The sequence below is a fragment of the Brevibacillus schisleri genome (genome assembly GCF_055685845.1).
The window spans coordinates 4,603,333-4,625,236 of sequence record NZ_JBVNDM010000001.1 but is presented as its reverse complement, the minus strand read 5'-3'; the positions used below and the strand labels follow the sequence as shown (position 1 = coordinate 4,625,236).

At 47.6% G+C, this 21,904-nt stretch carries 23 protein-coding genes; 16 read left to right on the top strand and 7 right to left on the bottom strand.

All coding sequences use genetic code 11. The features are described 5' to 3' along the window. Positions 1-62 precede the first annotated feature (62 nt). Both ACUUHJ_RS21925 and ACUUHJ_RS21920 read left to right on the top strand, forming a co-directional pair. Positions 63-503 (top strand): small multi-drug export protein, encoded by a 441-nt coding sequence (locus ACUUHJ_RS21925; RefSeq protein ID WP_016742443.1) that lies wholly within the window; start codon positions 63-65, stop codon positions 501-503. Positions 504-673: 170 nt separating this feature from the next. Continuing rightward, positions 674-2,004, top strand: a protein-coding gene (locus tag ACUUHJ_RS21920; protein WP_472301132.1) for an IS1182 family transposase whose coding sequence is annotated in 2 segments (ribosomal slippage) — positions 674-1,214 and positions 1,214-2,004 — 1,332 coding nt in all. Because the reading frame shifts where the segments join, the coding sequence is not laid out codon by codon here. Between the two features lie 107 nt (positions 2,005-2,111). On the opposite strand, the gene ACUUHJ_RS21915 is transcribed toward ACUUHJ_RS21920, so the two are convergent. Continuing rightward, positions 2,112-2,570: a GNAT family N-acetyltransferase gene (locus ACUUHJ_RS21915; RefSeq protein WP_472299938.1), complete on the bottom strand. Its 459-nt coding sequence runs from the start codon at positions 2,568-2,570 to the stop codon at positions 2,112-2,114. A 147-nt stretch (positions 2,571-2,717) separates the two neighbouring features. Between ACUUHJ_RS21915 and ACUUHJ_RS21910 the strand changes: the two genes are divergently transcribed. After that, positions 2,718-2,978, top strand: coding sequence for a DUF2573 family protein (locus ACUUHJ_RS21910; protein ID WP_007716985.1), 261 nt, complete (start codon positions 2,718-2,720; stop codon positions 2,976-2,978). A gap of 101 nt (positions 2,979-3,079) precedes the next feature. Here the strand turns inward: ACUUHJ_RS21910 and ACUUHJ_RS21905 are convergent, their stop codons facing one another. From ACUUHJ_RS21905 to ACUUHJ_RS21895, 3 genes are read right to left on the bottom strand one after another with little or no spacing between them, the layout of a single operon-like run. Beyond that, positions 3,080-4,468 carry a hypothetical protein gene (locus tag ACUUHJ_RS21905; protein ID WP_472299937.1) on the bottom strand — a complete coding sequence of 463 codons (1,389 nt, stop codon included), beginning with the start codon at positions 4,466-4,468 and terminating at the stop codon, positions 3,080-3,082. Further along, the gene (locus tag ACUUHJ_RS21900; protein WP_007716978.1) at positions 4,449-5,018 is read right to left on the bottom strand and encodes an RNA polymerase sigma factor; all 570 of its coding nucleotides are present in this window, start codon (positions 5,016-5,018) and stop codon (positions 4,449-4,451) included. The genes ACUUHJ_RS21905 and ACUUHJ_RS21900 overlap by 20 nt, the downstream gene beginning before the upstream one ends. Positions 5,019-5,070: 52 nt before the next feature. Continuing rightward, complete coding sequence (locus tag ACUUHJ_RS21895; protein ID WP_472299936.1) at positions 5,071-6,735, bottom strand: DNA repair helicase XPB; 1,665 nt, start codon at positions 6,733-6,735, stop codon at positions 5,071-5,073. 141 nt (positions 6,736-6,876) lie between these two features. Between ACUUHJ_RS21895 and ACUUHJ_RS21890 the strand changes: the two genes are divergently transcribed. The 5 genes from ACUUHJ_RS21890 to ACUUHJ_RS21870 all read left to right on the top strand — a co-directional run bounded on the left by ACUUHJ_RS21890 (position 6,877) and on the right by ACUUHJ_RS21870 (position 12,232). After that, complete coding sequence (locus ACUUHJ_RS21890) at positions 6,877-8,196, top strand: hemolysin family protein (RefSeq protein WP_173625064.1); 1,320 nt, start codon at positions 6,877-6,879, stop codon at positions 8,194-8,196. Between the two features lie 131 nt (positions 8,197-8,327). Then, entirely contained in the window at positions 8,328-9,332 is a 1,005-nt protein-coding gene (locus tag ACUUHJ_RS21885) for an ABC transporter substrate binding protein (RefSeq protein ID WP_472299935.1), read from the top strand. Between the two features lie 90 nt (positions 9,333-9,422). Beyond that, a complete protein-coding gene (locus ACUUHJ_RS21880) occupies positions 9,423-10,478 on the top strand; it encodes an ABC transporter substrate-binding protein (protein ID WP_472299934.1) in 1,056 nt (351 codons plus the stop codon). 28 nt (positions 10,479-10,506) lie between these two features. Continuing rightward, positions 10,507-11,442 carry an ABC transporter permease gene (locus ACUUHJ_RS21875; protein ID WP_472299933.1) on the top strand — a complete coding sequence of 312 codons (936 nt, stop codon included), beginning with the start codon at positions 10,507-10,509 and terminating at the stop codon, positions 11,440-11,442. Next, entirely contained in the window at positions 11,435-12,232 is a 798-nt protein-coding gene (locus tag ACUUHJ_RS21870; RefSeq protein ID WP_015892291.1) for an ABC transporter ATP-binding protein, read from the top strand. The genes ACUUHJ_RS21875 and ACUUHJ_RS21870 overlap by 8 nt, the downstream gene beginning before the upstream one ends. Before the next feature lie 10 nt (positions 12,233-12,242). Here ACUUHJ_RS21870 and ACUUHJ_RS21865 read toward each other — a convergent pair whose 3' ends face one another. Continuing rightward, positions 12,243-13,466 carry an MDR family MFS transporter gene (locus ACUUHJ_RS21865; RefSeq protein ID WP_289673811.1) on the bottom strand — a complete coding sequence of 408 codons (1,224 nt, stop codon included), beginning with the start codon at positions 13,464-13,466 and terminating at the stop codon, positions 12,243-12,245. A gap of 134 nt (positions 13,467-13,600) precedes the next feature. On the opposite strand from ACUUHJ_RS21865, the gene ACUUHJ_RS21860 reads away from it, so the two are divergent. The 7 genes from ACUUHJ_RS21860 (at position 13,601) to ACUUHJ_RS21830 (ending at position 19,919) form a co-directional block, all read left to right on the top strand. After that, positions 13,601-15,403: an SgrR family transcriptional regulator gene (locus ACUUHJ_RS21860; protein ID WP_472299932.1), complete on the top strand. Its 1,803-nt coding sequence runs from the start codon at positions 13,601-13,603 to the stop codon at positions 15,401-15,403. A 100-nt stretch (positions 15,404-15,503) separates the two neighbouring features. Next, the gene (locus tag ACUUHJ_RS21855) at positions 15,504-15,935 is read left to right on the top strand and encodes a tellurite resistance TerB family protein (protein WP_016742453.1); all 432 of its coding nucleotides are present in this window, start codon (positions 15,504-15,506) and stop codon (positions 15,933-15,935) included. Between the two features lie 133 nt (positions 15,936-16,068). Further along, positions 16,069-16,866: a 5'/3'-nucleotidase SurE gene (gene surE, locus ACUUHJ_RS21850; protein WP_289673809.1), complete on the top strand. Its 798-nt coding sequence runs from the start codon at positions 16,069-16,071 to the stop codon at positions 16,864-16,866. 3 nt (positions 16,867-16,869) lie between these two features. Then, positions 16,870-17,910: a hypothetical protein gene (locus tag ACUUHJ_RS21845; protein WP_472299931.1), complete on the top strand. Its 1,041-nt coding sequence runs from the start codon at positions 16,870-16,872 to the stop codon at positions 17,908-17,910. 149 nt (positions 17,911-18,059) lie between these two features. Beyond that, positions 18,060-18,542 (top strand): hypothetical protein, encoded by a 483-nt coding sequence (locus tag ACUUHJ_RS21840; protein ID WP_016742456.1) that lies wholly within the window; start codon positions 18,060-18,062, stop codon positions 18,540-18,542. A gap of 62 nt (positions 18,543-18,604) precedes the next feature. Beyond that, a complete protein-coding gene (thpR, locus tag ACUUHJ_RS21835) occupies positions 18,605-19,201 on the top strand; it encodes an RNA 2',3'-cyclic phosphodiesterase (protein ID WP_472299930.1) in 597 nt (198 codons plus the stop codon). A gap of 49 nt (positions 19,202-19,250) precedes the next feature. Then, positions 19,251-19,919, top strand: a complete 669-nt coding sequence (locus ACUUHJ_RS21830; RefSeq protein ID WP_173612303.1) for a hypothetical protein — start codon at positions 19,251-19,253, stop codon at positions 19,917-19,919. Positions 19,920-19,984: 65 nt separating this feature from the next. On the opposite strand, the gene ACUUHJ_RS21825 is transcribed toward ACUUHJ_RS21830, so the two are convergent. Next, positions 19,985-20,464: a chemotaxis protein CheW gene (locus tag ACUUHJ_RS21825; protein WP_354142448.1), complete on the bottom strand. Its 480-nt coding sequence runs from the start codon at positions 20,462-20,464 to the stop codon at positions 19,985-19,987. A gap of 142 nt (positions 20,465-20,606) precedes the next feature. Next, positions 20,607-21,128 carry an ADP-heptose synthase gene (locus ACUUHJ_RS21820; protein WP_289673804.1) on the bottom strand — a complete coding sequence of 174 codons (522 nt, stop codon included), beginning with the start codon at positions 21,126-21,128 and terminating at the stop codon, positions 20,607-20,609. An 86-nt stretch (positions 21,129-21,214) separates the two neighbouring features. On the opposite strand from ACUUHJ_RS21820, the gene ACUUHJ_RS21815 reads away from it, so the two are divergent. Further along, positions 21,215-21,895: a TerC family protein gene (locus ACUUHJ_RS21815; protein ID WP_289678128.1), complete on the top strand. Its 681-nt coding sequence runs from the start codon at positions 21,215-21,217 to the stop codon at positions 21,893-21,895. Positions 21,896-21,904: the final 9 nt, after the last annotated feature.

The window sequence follows — 21,904 nt, the reverse complement described above, 5'->3', positions numbered from 1 at the left end:
AAGTCTGCTCGTCTTTACCATGACGAAAGAAAAAGACAGCGAGAGGGGAAAGGCGAAACAGAATGGATGTATTATGGAAAGCAGGCTCGGTGACACTATCTGGCATGTTTGAGCTGTGGGCAGCAATCCCTGTAGGCTTTATGTTGCAGCTACCACCGGTTCTGATCGGAATCTTTAGTGCGGTGGGTGCGATTATCAGCGCAGGTGCTGTTATTTTCGTGGGAGGTTCATTGCGCAATTGGCTTTTAAAGCGTGTAGAGAATCGGAGCAAGCGTCAGGGGCGCATGTGGCAGATTTGGGATAAATACGGAGTGGTCGGCCTAGGTCTGGCTTCGCCGCTTTTAACGGGAGCCCCATTGGGAGCTGCTATTGGTATCTCGCTGGGAGCCCCTACGAAAAAGCTCATGCTGTGGATGTCGGTGGGCATTATTATCTGGAGTGCGCTATTGACAGCAGGAGTGGCTTTTGGTCTTTTGCAATTCATGGTACCAGAAACAAAATAGCTATATGCATGAAAACCGCCAATTTTGGCGGTCAGGCTGTCGAGAAAGTCGACAGCCATTTTTATTTCACTTAGTTTTAATACGACACCGCGTTAATTTGTTATAATTCTTATAATTACATTTTATAGTAGGTGATAATTGTGCTTACCTCCAATGATAAAAATCCGCAAATGCATTACGAATTTGTGTGCCTTGATGAATTGGTCCCAGAAGACCATTTATTAAGAGTCATCCAGAAACATATAGATTTCTCCTTCATCCGGGAAAAAGTACGTCAATATTATTGCGAGGATAACGGTAGACCTTCCATTGATCCTATTGTTTTATTTAAAATGATTTTCATTGGATACCTTTACGGTATCCGCTCAGAGAGGCAGCTCGAAAAAGAAATCCAGACTAATATCGCCTATCGTTGGTTTCTTGGCCTTTCTTTAACAGATCGAGTTCCAGATCACACAACAATCAGTTGGAATCGTCGAACCCGTTTTAAAAATACAAATGTTTTTCAGGAGATTTTTGATGAAATTGTTCGCTTGGCGATTCAGCATCGAATGGTCGCTGGACGTGTATTGATAAGTGATTCTACGCATCTTAAAGCAAATGCGAATAAACGAAAATTTAAGAAGCATGTCATCGAGAAAACGAGTCGTGCCTATCTCAAAGATTTAGAGGTAGCAATTAATGAAGACCGTGAGGTACATGGAAAAAAGGATTGAAGCCTAGAGAGGGTGTGAAGGAAGAAAAGGAAATCAAGGTGAGTACCACTGATCCGGAAAGTGGCTACATGGTTCGAGACAGCAAGCCCGAAGGCTTTTTCTATCTCGATCACCGGACTGTCGATCATAAGTACAATATTATTACCGATGTCCATGTCACTGCTGGCAATGTCCATGATTCCGTTCCTTACATAGATAGGCTGAATCTCCAAATCGAGAAGTTTGGGTTTCAGGATACAATTGAAGCTATTGCATTAGATGCTGGTTATTTAACTACTCCAATCTGCAAGGCACTTCACGATATAAATGTATTTGCTGTCATCGGTCATCGTGCCTTTACACCTGTTAAAGGTCTTTTTGCTAAATGGCGCTTTAAATATGATCTGGAGTGCGATGTGTACACATGTCCTCAAAAACATACGCTTACTTATTCGACTACCGATCGAAACGGATACAGGATGTATAAGTCCAATAAAGAAATATGTAAAACTTGTCCAAGGCTTTCTGAGTGTACCCGATCTAAAAATCACCAAAAGGTGATAAGCAGGCACGTTTGGGAAGAGAGTAAGGAATGGGTTCGACAGAACCGTTTAAGTAAATCGGGGAAATATTTATATAGATTAAGATACCAAACCATAGAGCGAAGCTTTGCAGATGCTAAAGAACTGCATGGGCTTCGCTATTGTAGGTTACGCGGACGCGAAAATGTCCAAGAGCAAGTATTGATGACAGCAACAGTACAAAACATTAAAAGGATAGCACTACACCTAGCGAAAGCAAGTTAGGTGCAGGCTATCCTTTTTTCAGCACTTCGTGCTGGAACAATACCAAAAGAAATCCCCCAAAAGGGGGTTTCTCTTCAGTCTGACCGCCAATTTTGGCGGTTTTTTGTTCATAATGAGAGTCTGTAAACAATCTCTCCATCGTATACGTCGCCAGTTTCTTCAAAACCGGATTGATTGTATAAATGTCTTGCACCTGCATTGTCCGGGCATACGGTCAAGTTCACAAATCGGCTTTGCGGGAAACGGTTCCGTACTGTATCTACGATCGCTGAGAGAGCCGCTCTGCCATATCCTTTGCCTTGGTACTGGTGATCAATCAAAAAACCATTGAACCAGTAACACCAATCTGTGGAGGCGTCATAAGTAATCATGACAAACCCAACCATTTCATCAGCGTCATACAAACAGAATGGTTCATAGGCGCAGTTGTCACCGTCAGGACGGATATGAACCTTCGCCAACGAAACGGCAACTGAGGGGACAAAGCGCTGCTGCTCATCCTGCACCTGCAAGCGTAATGCATCCTGCCAGTTATCTCTGGTTGTTGGAACGAATCGAATAGTCATGTCTTTGATAAGTCTTCACCTCGATCATCATCATAGCTTAAGCGTAACCGATCCCACCTGAAAAATCTTCCTTTTCCGCGTGGGCGTTTTTTCGTAAAATAAACCAAGGATACAAATAGAAAAGTTCCTGAAAGTGAGGTAACTGACATGGACGAGAAAAAAGAAGCGTTGGTCCCTGAACTGGAGGATCTAGTTCATAAATTTACAGAGCTGTTGACAGGGGAAGCGACTCCTGAGCGCGTAGAAATGGTAAAAGTATGGTGCCTGTACACAACAATGGCAAAAGCGATGCCGCCGCTGATTCAGCATTGGGGAAGCGAGCCTGAGCATATGGAAGCACGGAATCAAATTCGGGAAATTATCGAGCAAATCAAGCAGTGGAATCAGGAGAAAAATCAAAAGCACTAAAGATAAGAAAAAACGCTGTCTCTTGTTGAAAGAGAGCAGCGTTTTTTTACTTCAATCAAAACGCTAACCAGCGTGGAGGCATCAAGTTTCCTTGGTCAGTTTTACGGATTCCACGTGATATGCTTGGCAGCATCCATTAATTCATGTAAGGTGACACCGTGTGCCGTCATTACGACATACAACGATTGATTGTCGGATTTAGCGTTAAAATGAGCCGCGTGCTGGGCTGTTGATGCTTTTGAATCCGTTTGATCAAATGAAACAGCGATGGCTTGCTCTCCGTTGACCGCGAACAACTGAGTAGCCGTGAAAGTACCTGGGATAGAGAGGCTACGCTTGCCTTCTGTATTACGCACAACATCTACGCGAATCCAGTCGTTGTTCCGCTTGTAATCTGAAGTTAAGCGAGTCACCTTCTGGCTGGTTTCGGATTCGTATTGGATCGATACTGTACTCATCGAGAACCCATTCGGTGCTTGCGACAGGGAAGGTACGGGCATATCTGATGCTTGTACAGCGGTGTTCAAATCAGTGAAGGAGGATAGTGTAATGGGCTGCTTCGCTGCCGCTGGCAACGCTGGACCCACTAATGCGTTCTCAGTTGTACCCCCATCAGCCGTGTCTGGTTCCGCTTGGGAAGCGATCCCAAAGGTCATAGGATTCTCAGCAGCAGCGCCATTGGCTTCCTTAGCGGCTATATGGTTACCAGTATTTGCTGACTCCGCTGGAACTTCTGATTTCGCTTTAGCCGCTTGATCAACTGAGTTCCCCTGTAATCCCCGAGATGCCACGCTGTTCTGCCCGTCTTTATTTACCGTATGTGGCTCTGGTGTGGCTACTTTTTCCTCTGGTTTCACCATCGCAATCGCATTGTTCGATTGGGGAGGTGATGCAGGAGGTGTTTCTTTTGCAGGTGTAGTCGGAGCGACCTGCGATTGTGTAGCAGCAGACTCAGGATTGCTCTCTGCCTTTTTCATCGCAGGGGTGTCGGCAGCTGCTGGTTGAGAAGCGATTGCAGGTGCTGGAGCTTGTGTTGCCGATTTTGATTCCGCTTCGTCGAACGCAACTATGTTCTTGTTGATCTGATTGTCTTGTATGGCAGCCATTTGATTACTATTCGGTGCCAGTTGTTGGTAGCCGACGAAACCAACTGCGAGCAAGACAGCCGCTGCGCTAACCCAGGCGTATGAAGGGAAGCCTTTGGTCCAACGCTTGTTTGGTTTTGAAATCACTGTGCTCGTTTGTTGCTCTGAAGATGCAGTAGCGGCGTGAGGGGGTACACCTTTTCCGGCGGTCTGGTAGATTGCTTGCATGATTTTGTCTTCCAGGTTCGCTTGAGGTAGTGGAACCTCCTTCAAGAACTGCACCTCCTCTTCTGTTGTCATTTGCGTTTCTATCCAAGCGATGCATTCGTCACAGGTTTCAATATGTGAGTGCGAATCGCTATCTGTGTCATCTAGCCATGCCTTTCTAAATGCCTGGCAGTTCATGTACGAGCCCCCCTTCCTTGCGGGATAACAATTTTGCGAGTTCCTGACGAGCACGCAAGTAACGGACACGAGCTGTAGATTCGGCGATGCCGAGAAGTGTAGCTATCTTTTCAAACGGATATTCGTGCGTACAGCGAAGGACGATCACTTCTCGATAAGAATCTGACAGTAAGGCAAAGGCTTCCTGAATTTCTCGACGTTGCTCTTTTGTCATGAGCGATTCCTGAGGGGATTCGTCCCGTGTATTGGATGGCACATAGGCCAATTGTTCATCCGAGTCATGATACTTTCGGCGACGCAAGAAGTCGATGCTCTTATTTCGGGCGAGCGTATGTAACCAAGAAGAAAACTGGCTGTCTCCACGGAATGTCGACAATTTTTCATACGCTTTTACAAATACTTCTTGAGTAAGATCCTCTGCATCAGAGCGATTGTTTACCATTTTGTAAATGAAAACATAGATCATATGCTGATATCGCTGAATGAGGTCGCGATACGCTTCGATGTCGCCTTGAAGAATCCGCTGAATGATTTCGGCGTCGGATTGCATTGAATCTTTGGCCTCCCTTCCCTCTATGAGACGCTGGTTATTCGTAAACGTTTCAGACCAGCGTTTCGATTTCTATAATATCGTATGGATAGCCCTGTTCGACAAGAAAAAGCTGGCGATGGAGCGAAAACTCTTGCTCTCTCGTGTCTCGTGTTACCAATGTATAAAAATGGGCAGTGTTGTCGTCTGTTTTGGGCCTTAAGATACGTCCCAGGCGCTGTGCCTCTTCTTGTCTGGAACCATACGTCCCGGAGATTTGGATCGCGACGTTGGCATCCGGCAAATCAACCGCAAAGTTGGCCACCTTGGATACGATCAGGCGTGTAATTTCCCCTTTTTTAAACTGCGTGTACAAAAGCTCACGTTCTTTGTCCGGTACTTTTCCTGTAATGAGTGGCAGTTGGAGGGCCGTCGCCATCTGCTCAAGCTGATCGATATATTGCCCAATGATCAAAACGCGATCGTGGGCGTGCCTCTCCAATAGCTCGCGGACGACCTCCAGTTTTTTGGGATTTTCCGCTGCAATGCGAAACTTTTGGCGAGCGGTTGCATGTGCGTAAGCCTCCCGCCACTTCGGCTCAAAGGGGAGTCGAATTTCTCGGCAATGCGCCTCTGCGATCCAGCCTTGCTCTTCCATGACTTTCCACGGAACCTCATACTTTTTTGGACCAATCAGCGTGAAAACATCTTCCTCCCGCCCGTCTTCCCGAACAAGAGTAGCCGTCAGCCCAAGTCTGCGAGTGGCTTGAATCCCAGAAGTTACACGAAAGATGGGTGCAGGCAACAAATGCACCTCATCGTAAATAATAAGCCCCCAGTCGCGCTCTGAAAAGAGTTTCAGATGAGGAAAATCATCTTCGGCGGTGGGGCGGTATGTAAGAATTTGATAAGTTGCCACAGTTATAGGCTTGACTTCTTTGTTGTCACCAGTGTATTCCCCGACCATATTTGGATCAAGTCCTGTTTTGTCCAAGAGCTCAGCGATCCACTGGCGAACCGATGTCGTATTCGTGGTTAATATGAGGGTGGCTGTTTGCAACTGGCAAATGGCACCGAGTCCAATGATTGTTTTTCCAGCACCACAGGGGAGGACGAGAACGCCGCTGCCCCCAGTCACAGCGCCTCCGGAATAGAAGGCATCTACAGCTTCTTTTTGATAAGAACGCAAAGAGAATGCTCTGCCTCGGGATGTCGTTTCCTGTAAGCTAACTGCACAGGATTCGCCTTCTGTATAGCCCGCCAAATCTTGAACAGGAAACCCGAGCTTGATCAGCTCTTGTTTGATTAGTCCGCGCGCATAGCTTTTGATGACGAATTCATTCTCAAAAAGAGCAGCGATTGATTTATAACTGGTTACCTCTGTTAAAAGAAGTGGGTCTTCACTCATTAATACGAGTTGATCACCAATGCGTTCCAAACGAAACAAGCCGTATTTTCGCATCGTATCTTCAATTTCTTTGACGATGGTTGGCGGGACACCGTACTTGCTGTAGTTGCCAAGCACGTCTGTTACCTCTTGTGATGTAAGACCGGATGCAGCTGCATTCCAAAGCGATAAAGGGGTGATCCGATAGGTATGTATGTATTCTGGGTTCTTGATTAGCTCAGTAAAACCACTGATAGCTTGTCTGGCCTCGTGAAAGAAAGGATGCTGTGTTTCCAACAATATCGTCCGATCGCTTTGAACGATCAAGGGCAGGTCTGGACGGTAGGACAATAGACTCACCTCGTTGCAAAAGGCATAGGAATCAGCACTATGGTATCACAATCTCAAAAAGAAAGAAAAACGAACAGGTAACATTTTGGCTATGATGGGAAACAATATCCCAAAGCATGGACGGAAAGGATGGCGGGGAGCATGGCAATTTGGGGTAGCTTGTTTAATTTGATCTTGGTCATGATCCTCGTACTCCTGAACGGGTTCTTTGTTGCGACTGAATTCGCGATCGTAAAGGTAAGGGAATCGCGCATTGCACAGCTCGCAGCAGAAGGAAACAAGCGCGCTGTTGACGTCGAGAGAGTCCTGCACAATTTGGATGCCTACCTCTCCGCGTGCCAACTTGGGATTACGCTGGCTTCATTAGGACTCGGTTGGTTGGGAGAGCCTGCTATCGCGCATCTCTTGCATCCAGTTTTTCGTTACTTCCATTTAAATGAAACGGTTGTGACCAGTATTTCCTTTATTATCGCTTTTTCGTTGATTACGTTTTTGCATATCGTGCTGGGGGAGCTGGCTCCGAAGACATTGGCTATTCAATACTCCGAAAAGGTGGTACTGGCAGTAGCCAAGCCGATCCAACTCTTTTACAAAATTATGTATCCCTTTATTCAAATGCTGAACTGGTCCGCGAGTCATTTTCTTGGGCTTTTTCATATATCGTTGGAGCCGCATCAGGAAGCACATACAGAAGAAGAGATACGCATTCTTGTCAATGAAAGTCATAAAAGCGGCTTGATTGATCAAACCGAGCTGATGCTGGTTGATAATATTTTTGATTTCTCGGAGACGATGGCGAGAGAAATCATGGTTCCGCGTACAGATATGGTTGTCTTGAACCTGCGAGATCCTTTTGACGAGAACGTCAAGCATGTCCAAAACGGACGATTTACCCGCTATCCAGTAGTGGATGGTGACAAGGACCATGTTGTCGGTAGTTTACATATCAAGGATATGCTGACGGGGCTTCTGGAAGGAGAGAGCCATGATCTTCAGACCTTCATGCGCCCGATTTTGACGGTACCGGAGACGATCTCGATCAGCCGGTTGCTGACCATGCTGCAAAAACAACGAGGGCAAATGGCGATTATCATTGATGAGTATGGGGGCACTGCCGGGCTGGTGACCCTCGAAGATATAATGGAAGAAATTGTTGGAGACATCCAGGACGAGTTTGACGATGAACGCCCAGAAGTAGAACGTAGTGACGGCATGCTGTCATTGGACGGGCGTATGTTATTGGAAGAAGCGGGCGATTATCTGGACATCGAATTGGAGTCGAGCGATGTGGATACGCTTGCTGGCTGGATTTACATGCAGATCGACCATCCGCCGCGCGTGGGGGATCGGGTAAAAGAAGGAAAGTACGAATTTATCGTGGGAGAGGTCGATCATTACAGAATCACCAGGGTCTATGTAAAGAAAGTCGGCAAAGCAGAGGAAGAAATCAGTTCCACGTAAGGGAAGAAAGGGGGCTTCTCAATGCGTAATATAATTGCTATAATGGGACACAAGTTGCATAGATGGCAATGAGCCTAATTGCTTAGGGTGATTAGAGCAGCTGAGAGTAGAGACTAGAGGAGGAAGTACAGATGAGACGAGCAGTCAGTATGGTACTGACCGCATTGCTGGCGTTTTCTTTGGCAGCATGTGGCAACGAAACAGGTGGGAAAACAGAGACAGCAGCAACGACAGGCCAAGGGCCAACAGTGAAGCTGGGGCTGACGCAATTCGTGGAGCACCCTGCGCTTGATGCCATTCATAAAGGAATTTTAGATGGTCTGAAGGATGCTGGCTACGAAGAGGGCAAGAACTTGGAGGTAGACTCCCAGAACGCCCATGGTGACATGAACAATACCGTCTCGATCGCACAGAAGTATGCCGGAGATAAAAAGGATCTTGTCGTAGCGATTGCGACGCCATCCGCTCAGGCTGCAGCAAAGGCGATTGCTGATAAACCTGTTATTTTCAGTTCCGTAACAGACCCGATCTCGGCTCAACTGGTTGGCAGTCTGGAGAAGCCAGACAAAAACGTGACCGGGACGTCCGATAAAGTATCCATGGAACAACAATTGAAGCTGGTGAAAACCTTCCTGCCTGAGCTGAAAAAGCTGGGCGTGATCTATACAACCTCCGAAATTAACTCAGAGGTACAGGTCAAGGAATTGGAAGACGCAGCGCAAAAACAAGGCGTAGAAATCATCAAGGCGGGCATTTCGCAGCTGTCTGAAGTACAGCTGGCGGCTCAAAGTCTTGCTAGTAAAGCAGATGCCATTATTATCCCAATTGACAACACCGTCGTATCTTCCTTTGAAGCGGTGCTCGGAGCAGCAGAGGAAAACAAAATTCCTGTATTTGCTTCTGATACCGATACAGTGAAACGTGGAGCGGTTGCTACTTACGGGATTGATTACTACCAAATCGGTAAACAAACTGGCGATATGGCTGCTCGTATCTTAAAAGGGCAGAGTGTTGCTGATACTCCTGTAGAGATTTCGAAACAAGCTGATTTGTATATTAATGAAACAGCTGCTGCAAAGTTTGGGCTCACTATTACTGAGGCACTCAAACAACAGGCGAAAGAAATCATCAAGTAAAAAGAGAGCATCATGCTCTCTTTTTATTCTTTTAAAACCGTTTTATCCATGTTAAACTGTAGAAAAAATTCACGAGGGGGAATTCACTAAATGTTCAAACAAAAAAAGAGTGTTAAAATTTTTCAGAGTTTTTTATTTCCTTTATTGCTTTTGTCTGTTACCGCTTGTGGACAGCAAAGCACTACCCCTGCAAACAATCCTACACCAGCTCCTGCAACCACGACGGCACCTGCCCCGTCTACTGAAACCAAGCAGCTGACAATTGGAATTGCCCAATTCGTTGAACACCCTGCTTTGGATGCAGCAAGAGAGGGCTTTATCAGCCAACTGGCTAAAAACGGTTACGAAAAAGACAAGCAAGTAAAAATCGATGTGCAATCCGCTCAAGCGAGCATGGATACAGCCATTCAGATTGCCCAAAAATTCGAGGCTGACAAAGTAGATTTGGTGCTGGCCATTGCGACTCCAACGGCACAGGCTGCCGCACAAACCAGTAAAGAAATTCCGATCCTGTTTACTGCGGTAACCGATCCTGTAGAAGCTGGTCTGGTTGCAGCAATGGACAAGCCGGGGGCGAACGTAACCGGCACATCGGATATGAATCCAGTTGAAGAGCAATTGAAGCTGATCAAAGAAATGAAAGCTGATGCGAAATCTGTTGGAATCATTTATAGTTCTGGCGAAGTTAACTCCAAAGTACAGGTAGATGCGGCAAAAGCCGTAGCTGGCAAGCTTGGTTTAGAAATTAAAGAAGCAGCGATTACAAGCGCGACAGAAGTGAAGCAAGCAGCTGAGTCCATGGTGGGCAAAGTAGATGCTTTCTACGTACCAACTGACAACATGGTCGTATCTTCGATTGCAGCTGTGATCGGAGTCGCTGAAGCACAAAAAATTCCGGTCATCGCTGGTGAAGAAAACTCTGTGAAGAGCGGAGCGATTGCCACTTACGGGATCGACTACACGAAGCTGGGCGAGCAAACAGCTGATATGGCAACAAAAATCCTGAAGGGTGAAGCGAAGCCGGCTGATATGGCTGTAGAAGTGCAAGCAGACATGAAGCTCGTATTGAATAAGAAAGCAGCGGAAAAAATGGGTGTGACGATTCCGCAAGCCATGCTCGACCGTGCTGGACAAGTGATCGAGTAATAAATGCAGTAATTGGAGGATTTCTTCTATGAATCAACTGGCAATAATGGGAGCCATTGAGCAAGGGTTACTATTTGGTATCTTGGCTCTCGGTGTATATCTGACCTTCCGAGTTCTAAACGTTCCTGACTTGACCGTAGATGGTAGTTTTGCCTTGGGAGGCGCAATCGCAGCCAAATTCATTATCGATGGCACCAATCCGTTTTTGGCCACCCTGCTGGCTTTCATTGTAGGTGCATTAGCAGGAGCTTTTACGGGCGTCTTGCATACCAAAGGAAAGATTAACGCACTTTTGGCGGGGATCTTGACGATGATCGCCTTGTACTCGATCAATTTGCGTGTCATGGGAAAAGCGAATCTGCCTCTTTTGCGGGAAGATACTTTGTTCACTTATGTGAAAGATATGAGCATTCCAAACCTGGCTGTAGGTGGAGTTACTTTACTGTCTGGTGTAGCAATCGTCTTTATCGTAGGTGTTCTGGTGCTGAAGCTGATCATTGACTGGTTCCTGCATACGGATATGGGGCTGGATTTGCGTGCGACAGGTGACAACTCGAAGATGATCCGCAGCTTTGGGGTAAACACGGATTCGACAACGATTATCGGTTTGGCTCTTTCCAATGGCTTGGTAGCTTTAGCTGGTGCGTGGGTAGCCCAATACCAAGGCTTTGCGGATGTAGGAATGGGGATCGGGATGATCGTCATCGGTCTCGCTTCCGTTATTGTCGGGGAAGTTTTGTTTGGCAGCTCTTCGATTTTCCGAGTGACGCTTGCTGTCATTCTCGGCTCGATTGTGTACCGCTTGGTCATTGCGCTGGCTCTTGATGCAGGACTCAATCCTTCTGACATGAAGCTGATTACGGCCCTGATTGTTATCATTGCCCTGACTGTTCCAACTGTGGCAAAAGGCATCTGGAAAAAGCAAGCGGTACGCTCGGCAAGGGGAGGAAGCAGCGATGCTTAAAATTACAAACGTCAACAAAGTATTCAACGCGGGAACTGTGAATGAAAAGATCGCGCTTCGAAACGTCAATCTGCACGTGAAGAAAGGAGAGTTCATCACCGTAATCGGAAGTAATGGTGCCGGTAAATCGACGATGATGAACATGATCTCCGGCGGATTGACGCCAGATAACGGAAGCATTCAGATTGACGGGAAAGATGTTACACGCCTGGCGGAGCACCAGCGTGCAGGTCTGATCGGCCGTGTGTTTCAGGACCCAATGGCAGGTACAGCGCCGAACATGACGATTGAGGAAAATCTGGCAATCGCTTTGGGACGGGGAAAGCGTCGTACACTTGGATTTGGGGTGAATAACCAGAAGCGAGAGCAGTTCCGCGAGCAGCTCAAGCAACTGGATCAAGGGCTGGAAAACCGTTTGAAGACCAAAGTTGGTTTTCTCTCAGGAGGACAGCGTCAAGCACTGAGCCTGTTGATGGCTACCTTCACGGAGCCGAAGATTTTGCTCCTCGATGAGCATACAGCAGCGCTTGACCCGAAACGGGCCCAGTTGATTGTAGATTTAACGGAAAAAATCGTGGAGCGCTATAAACTAACGACAATCATGGTCACGCATAATATGGAACAAGCGTTGAACATGGGGAATCGTCTGTTGATGCTCCACGATGGGGGAATCATTCTCGACATTCCGGATGAGAAAAAACGGACGATGAAGCCACAGGATCTGCTTCGGGCATTCGAAACAGCCCGCGGTGGAGAAAGCTTCAGCGAAGATCGCTTCTTGTTAACTTAATCGGATCGAATCAGCCTTCCTGTTCAAGCGGGGAGGCTTTTTCGTTGGTGGAAAGATATACGTACATGAATCCGGCACCGATTAAAAGGATGCCTGCGACAATGGTAAAAAGGATCGTGCCACCATAATGTAGCAAGACAAGGCTGCCCAAGTACGGTCCGCACATGCGGGAAATATCCCAGTGTGTTCCTGTGATCGCGAAGTACCTTCCGCGCATCGTGACAGGTGATATCCGGGTGACGAAGGCCATCAATTGCGTCAGCCCAATACTCTCTCCGATGACGAGCAACACTTGCAAGGCGAGAAGGGCAGGTACGTTGTCGATGAAGGCGTAACCCAAGGATACGATGAGAAAACAAATGTACGCGCCACTAATCAACAGGCGAGCAGGCAAGTGCTGGGTCCATTTGACGAGTATATACTCGAACAGGAGCAGTAGGCCCCCTTTTACCGCAATGAGCAAGGCGAGTGTTTGCAAATAGTTGGGCAGCGTGTATTTCAGATGAAGCTGGAGATTTGTTTCGGTTTGCGCGTAAAACAGACTGATCGGCAAAGCCAGCAGCATAATGGCAAGGGCTGGTCGATAAGCATGCCAGGAGCTGCGTGAACGTACGGTTGCTGCTTCTTCGACGGGAGCCTCCGGCAGCGGAGTTTGCGGGATTTTCCACCAAACGGCAAGAGCATAGATCAATAGCGAGATCGCAGTAAACAAAAACGCCATAGCAGGATCATACTTATAAATGATGACTCCAACTAAAGGGCCCAATGCGGCCCCGATACTGCTAGAAGTACTGAGAAGGGCAAAGGCACCAGCCATTTGTGTAGAGGAAATCGTATCAGCGAGATGCGCGCGGCTGACAGGGATAAACAGGGAACGGCCAGCACCATTGATGATGTACAGGATCGCAAAGCCCGTCATGGAGTCGGCCCAAGCCATTCCCAACATAGCGAAGCCTTGCAGGATTAGGGCGAGTAGCATGATTGTTTTTCGGCGATAGCGATCCGTGATGCCACCAGCAAATAGCGTCAGCAAAATCTCGGAGAAGGGCTGCAAACCAATGACGAGCATGGTCATGGTGACAGAGCCGCCGATGTTCTCGCTCAAGTACAATACGAGAAACGGAGCGATCATGGCGCTGGATAGTGAAGTGAGCGTTTCGCCGAACAAGCGGACCCAGAGGAGTGCCGGATATGCAGCAACGAATCGACTAAGTGCATGAGGAATGAGTGACATAAGATAGTCCTTTCTTTCGGCTTTTCCCGGTTAGTGGGTGTTTTTAGAATTGTAAGGTAGCAAAGACCAGAGAAAAAGCGTACGATTAGGCGAATAGCTTTTTCATGTTTTATGGGCGAATTGGTGGTGGCAAGATGCAACTCGTTGAACAATACATGCGTTTATGTGCGGGGCGGCCGAATGAAACGATCGGGCATCCGCTTGACATATCGTTAGCTGAAGTTGCTTCGATTTTATTTTGTACGTTGCGGAATGCGACCTTGACCTTGAAAAAAATGCAAAGCCAGGGATGGGTAGTTTGGCAGCCGGGGAGAGGTCGAGGAAATCGATCCGTTCTGACATGCTTGCTAGTGCCCGAAGACCTGATCATGAGCGTAGCCAAGGAACTCGTACAAAAAGGGGAAATTCGTGCTGCACGGGATATGGTCGACGAATATGGGGGAAATTTGCCTGTTTTGGGTGAAAAATTTTCACGATGGATGAATAGTCAGTTTGGACATCGTGTGAAGCGGGAAAAGGGAAGTAAGGGCAGAGTCGATACCTTGCGTTTGTTTTACAGTCGACCATTCGCAGGGCTTGATCCGATTCATATTCTCCTGCGCTCCGAGTCACATATGGTCAAGCAGCTATTTGATTCTCTCGTCCAGTTTGATCCAGTCACGAAACAGATTGAGCCCGCTATCGCTTTTTATTGGGAGGCTAGTGAAGAAGGAAAGCAGTGGACTTTTTACTTGCGGAAAGGTGTCTTATTCCATCATGGCCGTCCACTTATTGCCGATGATGTGCGCTTTTCCTTCCTTCGCTTGATGAAGCATTCCTATAAACATCGCTGGCTAGCCGCTTCAATCAAGTCGATTACTGTCAAAGATGACTACGTATTAACGATTGCTTTGCATATGCCGGATGAACTGTTTTTACAAGCACTGAGCAAGGAATACATGGCAATAGTCCCCGCTGATTACGTTCTGGAGATGGGGGAGCAGTTTGCACAAATGCCAGTAGGAACGGGGCCGTTTCGTGTAGTCCGCAACGACGATTCCATGCTCGTGCTGGAAGCGTTCACACCTTATTTTGGGGGAAGGCCGTTCTTGGACCGAATTGAAATCTGGTGCGTACCTGGCATGGCAGCAGAAGCGCAGGCAGATGAGAGCTTGTTATCTGTCACGGCTTTGGATGATCATCGGGATACGAGCTTTCTGGCATGGAGTGACGTTGGCAGATTGGAAGATTGTTTTCAATACGTCAGCTTGAATGGAGCAAAGAATGGCCCGCTGTCACATCGTGAATTTCGGAGTCTCGTGGTGGCTATCATTTGTGGACAAGCCTTGAGACAAGAGCTACAGGGAACGAGGGAGCATGCAGTCATCTGGGGGAAAACGGATTCGTTCCAAGAACAAAAAAAGGTGCCGGGTTCACAGGAGTTGGTTCGTATTTTCAAAGAGAGCGGGTATCAGGGAGAGGCGCTGTCGCTCTATACGTATCCAGATTCCGATCATATAGAAGATGCTCAGTGGATTCAGAAAACGTGCAAGGCATACGGAATTGCCATAGAGATCAGGTATGCATCCCCGGAGGAGCTTGCCTCGCCTTCGTTATTACAAGAGGCTGATTTCGTTGTGGATAGTGCGAATGTAGATGAAAGGGCGGAGCTGTCTTTACGAGAATTTCTACACGCTGGTGCGTTGAGTATTTCTCATCATTTAGATCCGCATGGAAAGGAAGAGATCGCGTATTGGATGAATCGTCTGTCGTGCGCCCGAACAGCACAAGAGCGACAAGCTTGCGTAGACAGCATCATGCATACGCTTGCGGCTTGCAACACGTTTGTCCCGCTGTATTCGAATCGGGTAGAAATGCTTGCACATCCGCGGTTATCGGGTGTAAGCCTGGATGCCTATGGTTGGATTGATTTCAGGCGCATTTTTGTGAGGGAATAGCATAAATTTGTCACATAATGATGTGAAACCGCTTTCGCTTTTCATCGTATTATTATATGTAGATATCTATTATGCTCATAAAGTTCTTTGAGGAGGAACTATGCCGGTGTATACCAAAATCGAAAAGGACAAACACATTTTGTTTGCGTCTATTCGCTTGATGATCTGCGTCGGGCACGCCGACGGTTATATAGGAAACAAAGAAATAGATCGTATTCATGAAATCGTAAATTCGGAGCATTTTACATTGAAAGAACGACAAATTTTAATGGATGATTTGGACTATCCGAAGCGTCCGGAAGTCATCGTGGAAGACCTGGTAGCCATGACCCAGGCTGAAAAGCTCGTGATGATGCGCAAGCTCTACCACATGGCATTGATCGATCGGAAGCTATCTGCGTCAGAGACAAAAGAGATTGCCCGCATCGCTTGCTTGATCGGAATCTCGGAGGAAAAGCAGCGTCAGGTAGAAGAGTGGATTCGCGAAGGGATTGCTTGGCGCGAACGTTGGAAAGATATTGTAGAAGAATAGCCGGGGCCCCAATATGATTGGGGTCCTTTCGTTTTAGGAGGAAGCTTGGCGCAGCCTCTTTTTCTACAGTACAATAAGAAAAATACGTCCCAGCAAGTGGCAACGCTATGGATATGAAGGAGGAGACCCTATTTTGCGGATCTTGGTTACGAATGATGATGGCATTGATGCTCTTGGTATCAAACGCTTGGTAGAAGCTTTGCTCACTCTAGAAGGAGCGGAAGTCTCTATAGTAGCACCGGTTGAAGAGAAAAGCGGGGTTGGACACGGAATCACTTATCGGAGTGCACTCTCGCCTGAACAGCGTAATTTTTACGGAATGCCGGTGAAAGCGTGGGCGGTCAATGGTAACCCTGCAGACTGTGTAAAAGCTGCTTACCATCTCCTGTTTGAACATGGGAAAAAACCGGATATCGTATTCTCGGGGATTAACGTCGGAACGAATCTCGGACGTGATATTTATTACTCCGGTACGTGCAGCGGTGCCAGGGAGGCGGTAATTTTGGGTGTTCCTGGTGTTGCCCTGTCCTATGATAACTGGTTCGATCAAGACAACTACGGCGAGGTAGTCGAGATGATTCGTCCACTTGTAAAAGAGTTCAGCGATCGTGCTGTCAAAGGGGAACTGGCGTCAGAGGTATTCTGGAATATCAATATCCCGCATGTACCGCTGGCTGAGGTGAAAGGAATGGTTCCGGCCACTTTGTCCATGAACCACTATGAAGACAAATATAGTGAAGAAGCAGAAGGCTATTATTTAGCCCGCGAGTATCCTCAGGTCATGCCCCTGGCGGAGCCGCTGGACTATGATTTGCTCAAGCATGGCTATATTGCGATTACCCCCGTCCACATTGACGCGACAGACCGGACTCTCTTAAAACAGATGGACAATTGGGCATTGCTAAAAGCTTGGGGAAAACAGGGGGAATAACGCATGAACGACCATTTTTTTCCTCCGCTAACCCCCGATGATACCCTGTGCTCTCCAGACGAGTCAACGCAGGGAGAGGTACTCGATCCCGTTGTTTATCACGATTTGTACAAGTTGGCAGAAGAAGAGGGACTTCCTTATTTTGTCCGTCTTAGTGGCACTGGCGAAGTGGAGCTGTATTTGGTGTTCGAATCGGTGGATGCTTTCAGCGAGCAGACGAGAGATGCCGTTTCGCTCGAATTCAAGACGTATCAAAATAAACTGCTCGCGGTCATTTGGACACTTTCGGACCCGCTGAATCCGCTTGGTTTTCCCTTGACGTTCGACATAGCGCGTGCTGATGAGCGAAGCATGGCCTTGAGAATGATCGAGCAGCCGTATACTTCTTTACACTACTTGGCTTACGCGGATCGTGAACTTACCCATATCTATTCCGAGTCGGTTTCTTTTTCCCTAGCGGAAGTAGCTCGGACACGTGAGATGATTCAGGCGCTCTATGAGGGGACTCCCGATACACTCCCGGAAGAGGTGCAGGTGCGTGAGGAAGAGACCGAAAGCATCTCGGCGATGAGCCTGCCTGCATCCGTTTTTACGGAATCGGGGATGGCCTTCGTATTGCGTTACAAGCATATGAGAGATGTCCATGGTGAAGAAGGAGCGCAACATTTATTGATGAGTACTGTGCAGCAAGCAGTATGGGTCATGCGCAGGCACGCCCGCAGCGAGGTCCGGGATACGTCTTTTACCGTATGGGCTGCGGAAGAGGGCGATTACGCAATGATTGTGCTGACGCCAAGTCTCTCGCATTTATTCGAGGTCGTTCATATGTCAGAGGATGAAGCGAATCCGTTCTCGCGCTTTTTGATGACCTTGCCGGAGTACGTACAGACGCAGGACGCTTCTCCTTTACAGTTGGGTGCCTATCCACTACTGCGTTATGAGAGCGGTCGCCTCTTTCATTTGGAGCTGGATGAAGAGGTGCAGAAGCATCTCGCGCAGGTGTTTGCGAAAGCGTTTCCAGGAATGCCTGTCCCTTACCTGTAATTGTTGAGAGATTGTGAAAAAGGACTCTCTCCGGAATTTTTTTGTCTTCGATGAAATATGGGTAAATAAGTCATTTTTCAACAAAGGATACGACAAGCGCGAATCCGAATTAGGTAAGACAGACATTCCATTGGGGAGAGGTGACGACGATGTACGCTGTTGAACCCAATTTGTTCCAGGCTGTTTCTGAATGCGCCCACCGTTTTCAAGGGGAGATAGAGCAACTGGCACAACGTCATGCACTTACGATCGAAGGAGGGCTTCCTGCGTTAGAGCTGCAGGTCCATCCGCAGTTTCAGGCCTTGCTCGAGTACAATCTGTGGGGAGAAGCCGGTTTAGTTGTTATCCATGGGAAATTACATAAGCGCGATCACGTTTGGACAGATTCGTTTTCTGTCATGATGAAGTTCTCCTTGACGCATGATCCGAAAATCGATATCGAAGGAAAGAAGCAGCGCATTGAAGAGTTTTTATTTGGGGAAGGAGAGTACTTCTGGAATATCCCTCCCGCTGGGCATGTGGGTCATAGTGAGCTGACCCTGCGCTTTACCTACCAGCCTGGAACGAACCGTCTTGCCGAATATGTCAGGAGTATTTTGGGAATTGTAACGGGAAAGATGATGGCTGCCTAACGCAGCATGAAAGAGAATGGCTCTCCGTCACAGGAGGGCTATTTTTTCGAAGGAGGACAGAAATGCGCTTATTCATCGCATTGGATATTCCAGCTGAGGCTGCCGCTTATATTGCCGATGTTCAAAAACGGTTGAAGCAAGATGTGACGGCGGACAGGTGGCAGTCTCTCGCTAATTTGCATTTGACTCTGCATTTTCTTGGAGAAGTGGATGAGTCACTCGTACCCGCTATCTGCGAGGACATGGATATTGTCAGCGCGATCATCCAGCCAATGACCCTGCGTGTTGGCAGCTTTGGGGTTTTTCCGAATGCCCTGCATCCACGTGTGCTCTGGCTGGGACTGCGCGGTCAACTTTCCCCTCTCAAGCAGCTCCATTTGTTGCTGGGCAGACGGTTCGAATTGCACGAAGGCTTGTCCTACGATCGGAAGCAGTACCGGCCACATATTACGCTGGCGCGAGGTCCGCATCGCAGTGGGAATGAGCTTGCCCTCTTGGATTGGAATGAACGCTATTTAGCGCAGGAGCCGCCACAATGGAAGGCGCGGCATTTCCACTTGTATCGTTCCGAGCTCTCGCCAGAGGGTGCGGTACATACGATTATCCACACGAGCACGTTTGATAAAGATCACAGCAAAAAACAAGCGTTGCCTGAATAGACTAAGAAGAAAGGATCAGGGAAGCCTTCCAGAAAGCGGTGGAAAACGGATGGGTGAGTTCACGACCGGCATTCTTTATCCACGCAAATACGAACCGAAAGTACTGATTGCCTTATCCAAGACAGAGCAGCCATACTTCCACAGAAACGTCAACAGCGACTGGAATGCATTTTTCCTGCAGGATGAGTGGCTGGAAACCTCCACGACGCTTGATTTTTTGCTGAGACTGTCCAAGCAATTCGTTCCCCTCCTCTGGTTTCATGACGCTGAGGACAACGGTTGGGGCTTTCGCTTGTTCGATGCAGGCTTCGAGGTTGCGTCCGCGACAATCAGCTACTCGCTCGATGTGGAAATGGCGGAAGCCGAGTTCGGCAGGCTTTATCCAGAGATTGACCTGCAGGAGGGAATTGTAGACAGCGAGGACGTTCGGCAAAAGTATGAAGACATACTGGAGAGGGTAGTGCGTTCGGAGTTGTATCGGCGAGAGGTAGGTAAAGGGATCACACGTATCAAGCCGCAGTCATTCAGTCGGATCGTGGGTCCCAAGCAGATTCAGCAGTTACGTTCCCTTTTTGATTTGCAGTTGTTGACGAACGTCGATGACGACACAGGGGCTTCACTGTTGTACGACTCGGTTGACCTGTTCAAAGAAATTTTAGGGATAGAAGAGATGGTGTGGGTGAACTTCGCGTATTTAGCAAGCGGAGGCAGAGAGTAGGAAATAACGAATAAAGAGGACAAAAGCCCAGTGCATCTTCTTCGCACTGGGCTTTACACTGTTCGTTACTTCTTTTTCCACTGTCCAAAAATTTCATCCACATCAAGCAGCATGATCAGCTTGTCGTTCATTCGGGCAATGCCTTGCAAATATTTGCCCTCTACACCAGCGATAATGGGTGGTGCAGGCTCGATCAAGCTCTGCGGAATATTCATGACCTCAGAGACCGCATCCACGATAATTCCGATGTTCAACCCATCCATCTGCAAGTCGACAAAGCGAGTGTCATCCGTTTCTTCCATAGGTTCCAAATCAAACATTTTCCGCAAGTTGATGATCGGTAAGATCCGTCCACGCAGATCAATGACTCCCTCGACATAAAGTGGAGATTTTGGAAAACGTGTAATGGGCAACGGCTTGATGATCTCACGTACGAGCGAAATCGATAGGCCGTAATATTCATTCCCCATTTTAAACAAAATCTGTTGGTCAATAGCTGCTTCTGCTTCCCAATCCGAACCATTGCTTCTTTTTGTCATTTCTATCATACATGATTCCTCCCCGAACCGCTTTCCATGTCTTTACCCATATTGTACCATGGGCAAACCTACTCAGGACGTTTTTTTGTCTCAGGCAATGACGTAGAACAGACCGACCAGCGTCAGGCTCGTCGGTCTGTTTTCTTGATCATGGTTCACGAAGATCGTTCAATGAAATTCCTTGCTCGAGCGCAAAATCAAAATCATCCACATCGTAAAATTGAACAGGCACGATATATTCCAATATTCGATCCTGATAATCAGGCTGGTCTGTGAGAAGTGGGGCCTCAAATTTCATGGCCGTCAACAATAGCTGTGTCTCTACGGGATCAAATATTTCCCCCCACATGGCGTTGTCCTCTACTTTTACGACCGTCAGGGTCACGCCGTTCGGAAAAGAAAAGGGAACCTTGGACCATGGGGCTACCAGTCCTTTTTCCATTCGCTTGCGGTTGAATGGATCGGCAAAAAATTGGCTCATTTCTTTCATAATCCGCCGGACATACTGATCATCAGCAGAGTAGGGCATGATAGGTTCAGGACTCTGGATAAATTCGTCCAATTCATAGATTGTCGACGCGGGTATCAGATATTCTACTGGTTGCGATGGGACCATCAACTCCCCGTAGATAGCCAACATGATCGCTTCTATAACGAATTGTTTCGACATTTCGACAACCCTCCTCGTTACCATCATACAAAAAATCAGGGGCACCGTACAAGGGTGGCGAGTAGGGCTCAAAAAGTTTGGGGAGGCTGCATCCTTTGTTCGAATCTGCTTTTTTTTCGTCGCTGCTACTCATCATTACCATCAACCTCGTATTAAGTGGAGATAATGCTGTGGTTATTGCCATCGCATGCAGGAAGCTCCCTGTTGAACAACGAAAACAAGCCATTTTGTGGGGAACGTTTCTTGCTATCATCGTACGTGTGATTGCTACGATTCTTGCTGTTTATTTGCTAAAAATCCCGTATTTGTACCTGATTGGCGGAATTATTCTGCTATGGATCAGCTACAACCTGTTGCGCGAGGATGAGCGAGAGGAAGCAATCAACTCGAGTGAAGACTTGATTCAAGCGGTCAAGACGATTGTTGTGGCGGATGTGATGATGGGACTGGATAATGTACTCGCTATTGCGGGAGCAGCGCAAGGAGACATCGTCCTTATCGTGCTGGGCCTCTTGATCAGTGTGCCTCTCATGGTTTTTGGTAGCCAGCTTATTTTAGGGGCAATGGAGCGCTTTGTATGGCTTGTTTATGTTGGTTCAGGTGTCCTGGCAGTCACAGCGGCGAATATGATTCTCATGGAAAATACGCTGCGTGAGTGGATCGCAGGAAGGGGTTGGCTCGAATATGTGATCAAAATTGGGTTGGTCGCTCTCGTAGTAATAGCGGGATATTTGCAACGTACGAAAACGACACGTACCCAAGCATGAAAAAACTGA

What these genes read in the sequence shown, in the direction of transcription:
- ACUUHJ_RS21875 (WP_472299933.1), top strand. Translation starts at nt 10,507, where the DNA reads ATGAATCAACTGGCAATAATGGGAGCCATTGAGCAAGGGTTACTATTT.
- ACUUHJ_RS21845 (WP_472299931.1), top strand. Translation starts at nt 16,870, where the DNA reads ATGAACGACCATTTTTTTCCTCCGCTAACCCCCGATGATACCCTGTGC.
- ACUUHJ_RS21880 (WP_472299934.1), top strand. Translation starts at nt 9,423, where the DNA reads ATGTTCAAACAAAAAAAGAGTGTTAAAATTTTTCAGAGTTTTTTATTT.
- ACUUHJ_RS21915 (WP_472299938.1), bottom strand. Translation starts at nt 2,570, where the DNA reads ATGACTATTCGATTCGTTCCAACAACCAGAGATAACTGGCAGGATGCA.
- ACUUHJ_RS21905 (WP_472299937.1), bottom strand. Translation starts at nt 4,468, where the DNA reads ATGAACTGCCAGGCATTTAGAAAGGCATGGCTAGATGACACAGATAGC.
- ACUUHJ_RS21890 (WP_173625064.1), top strand. Translation starts at nt 6,877, where the DNA reads ATGGCAATTTGGGGTAGCTTGTTTAATTTGATCTTGGTCATGATCCTC.
- ACUUHJ_RS21830 (WP_173612303.1), top strand. Translation starts at nt 19,251, where the DNA reads ATGGGTGAGTTCACGACCGGCATTCTTTATCCACGCAAATACGAACCG.
- ACUUHJ_RS21910 (WP_007716985.1), top strand. Translation starts at nt 2,718, where the DNA reads ATGGACGAGAAAAAAGAAGCGTTGGTCCCTGAACTGGAGGATCTAGTT.
- ACUUHJ_RS21820 (WP_289673804.1), bottom strand. Translation starts at nt 21,128, where the DNA reads ATGTCGAAACAATTCGTTATAGAAGCGATCATGTTGGCTATCTACGGG.
- thpR (WP_472299930.1), top strand. Translation starts at nt 18,605, where the DNA reads ATGCGCTTATTCATCGCATTGGATATTCCAGCTGAGGCTGCCGCTTAT.
- ACUUHJ_RS21925 (WP_016742443.1), top strand. Translation starts at nt 63, where the DNA reads ATGGATGTATTATGGAAAGCAGGCTCGGTGACACTATCTGGCATGTTT.
- ACUUHJ_RS21860 (WP_472299932.1), top strand. Translation starts at nt 13,601, where the DNA reads ATGCAACTCGTTGAACAATACATGCGTTTATGTGCGGGGCGGCCGAAT.
- ACUUHJ_RS21865 (WP_289673811.1), bottom strand. Translation starts at nt 13,466, where the DNA reads ATGTCACTCATTCCTCATGCACTTAGTCGATTCGTTGCTGCATATCCG.
- ACUUHJ_RS21855 (WP_016742453.1), top strand. Translation starts at nt 15,504, where the DNA reads ATGCCGGTGTATACCAAAATCGAAAAGGACAAACACATTTTGTTTGCG.
- ACUUHJ_RS21870 (WP_015892291.1), top strand. Translation starts at nt 11,435, where the DNA reads ATGCTTAAAATTACAAACGTCAACAAAGTATTCAACGCGGGAACTGTG.
- ACUUHJ_RS21900 (WP_007716978.1), bottom strand. Translation starts at nt 5,018, where the DNA reads ATGCAATCCGACGCCGAAATCATTCAGCGGATTCTTCAAGGCGACATC.
- ACUUHJ_RS21840 (WP_016742456.1), top strand. Translation starts at nt 18,060, where the DNA reads ATGTACGCTGTTGAACCCAATTTGTTCCAGGCTGTTTCTGAATGCGCC.
- ACUUHJ_RS21885 (WP_472299935.1), top strand. Translation starts at nt 8,328, where the DNA reads ATGAGACGAGCAGTCAGTATGGTACTGACCGCATTGCTGGCGTTTTCT.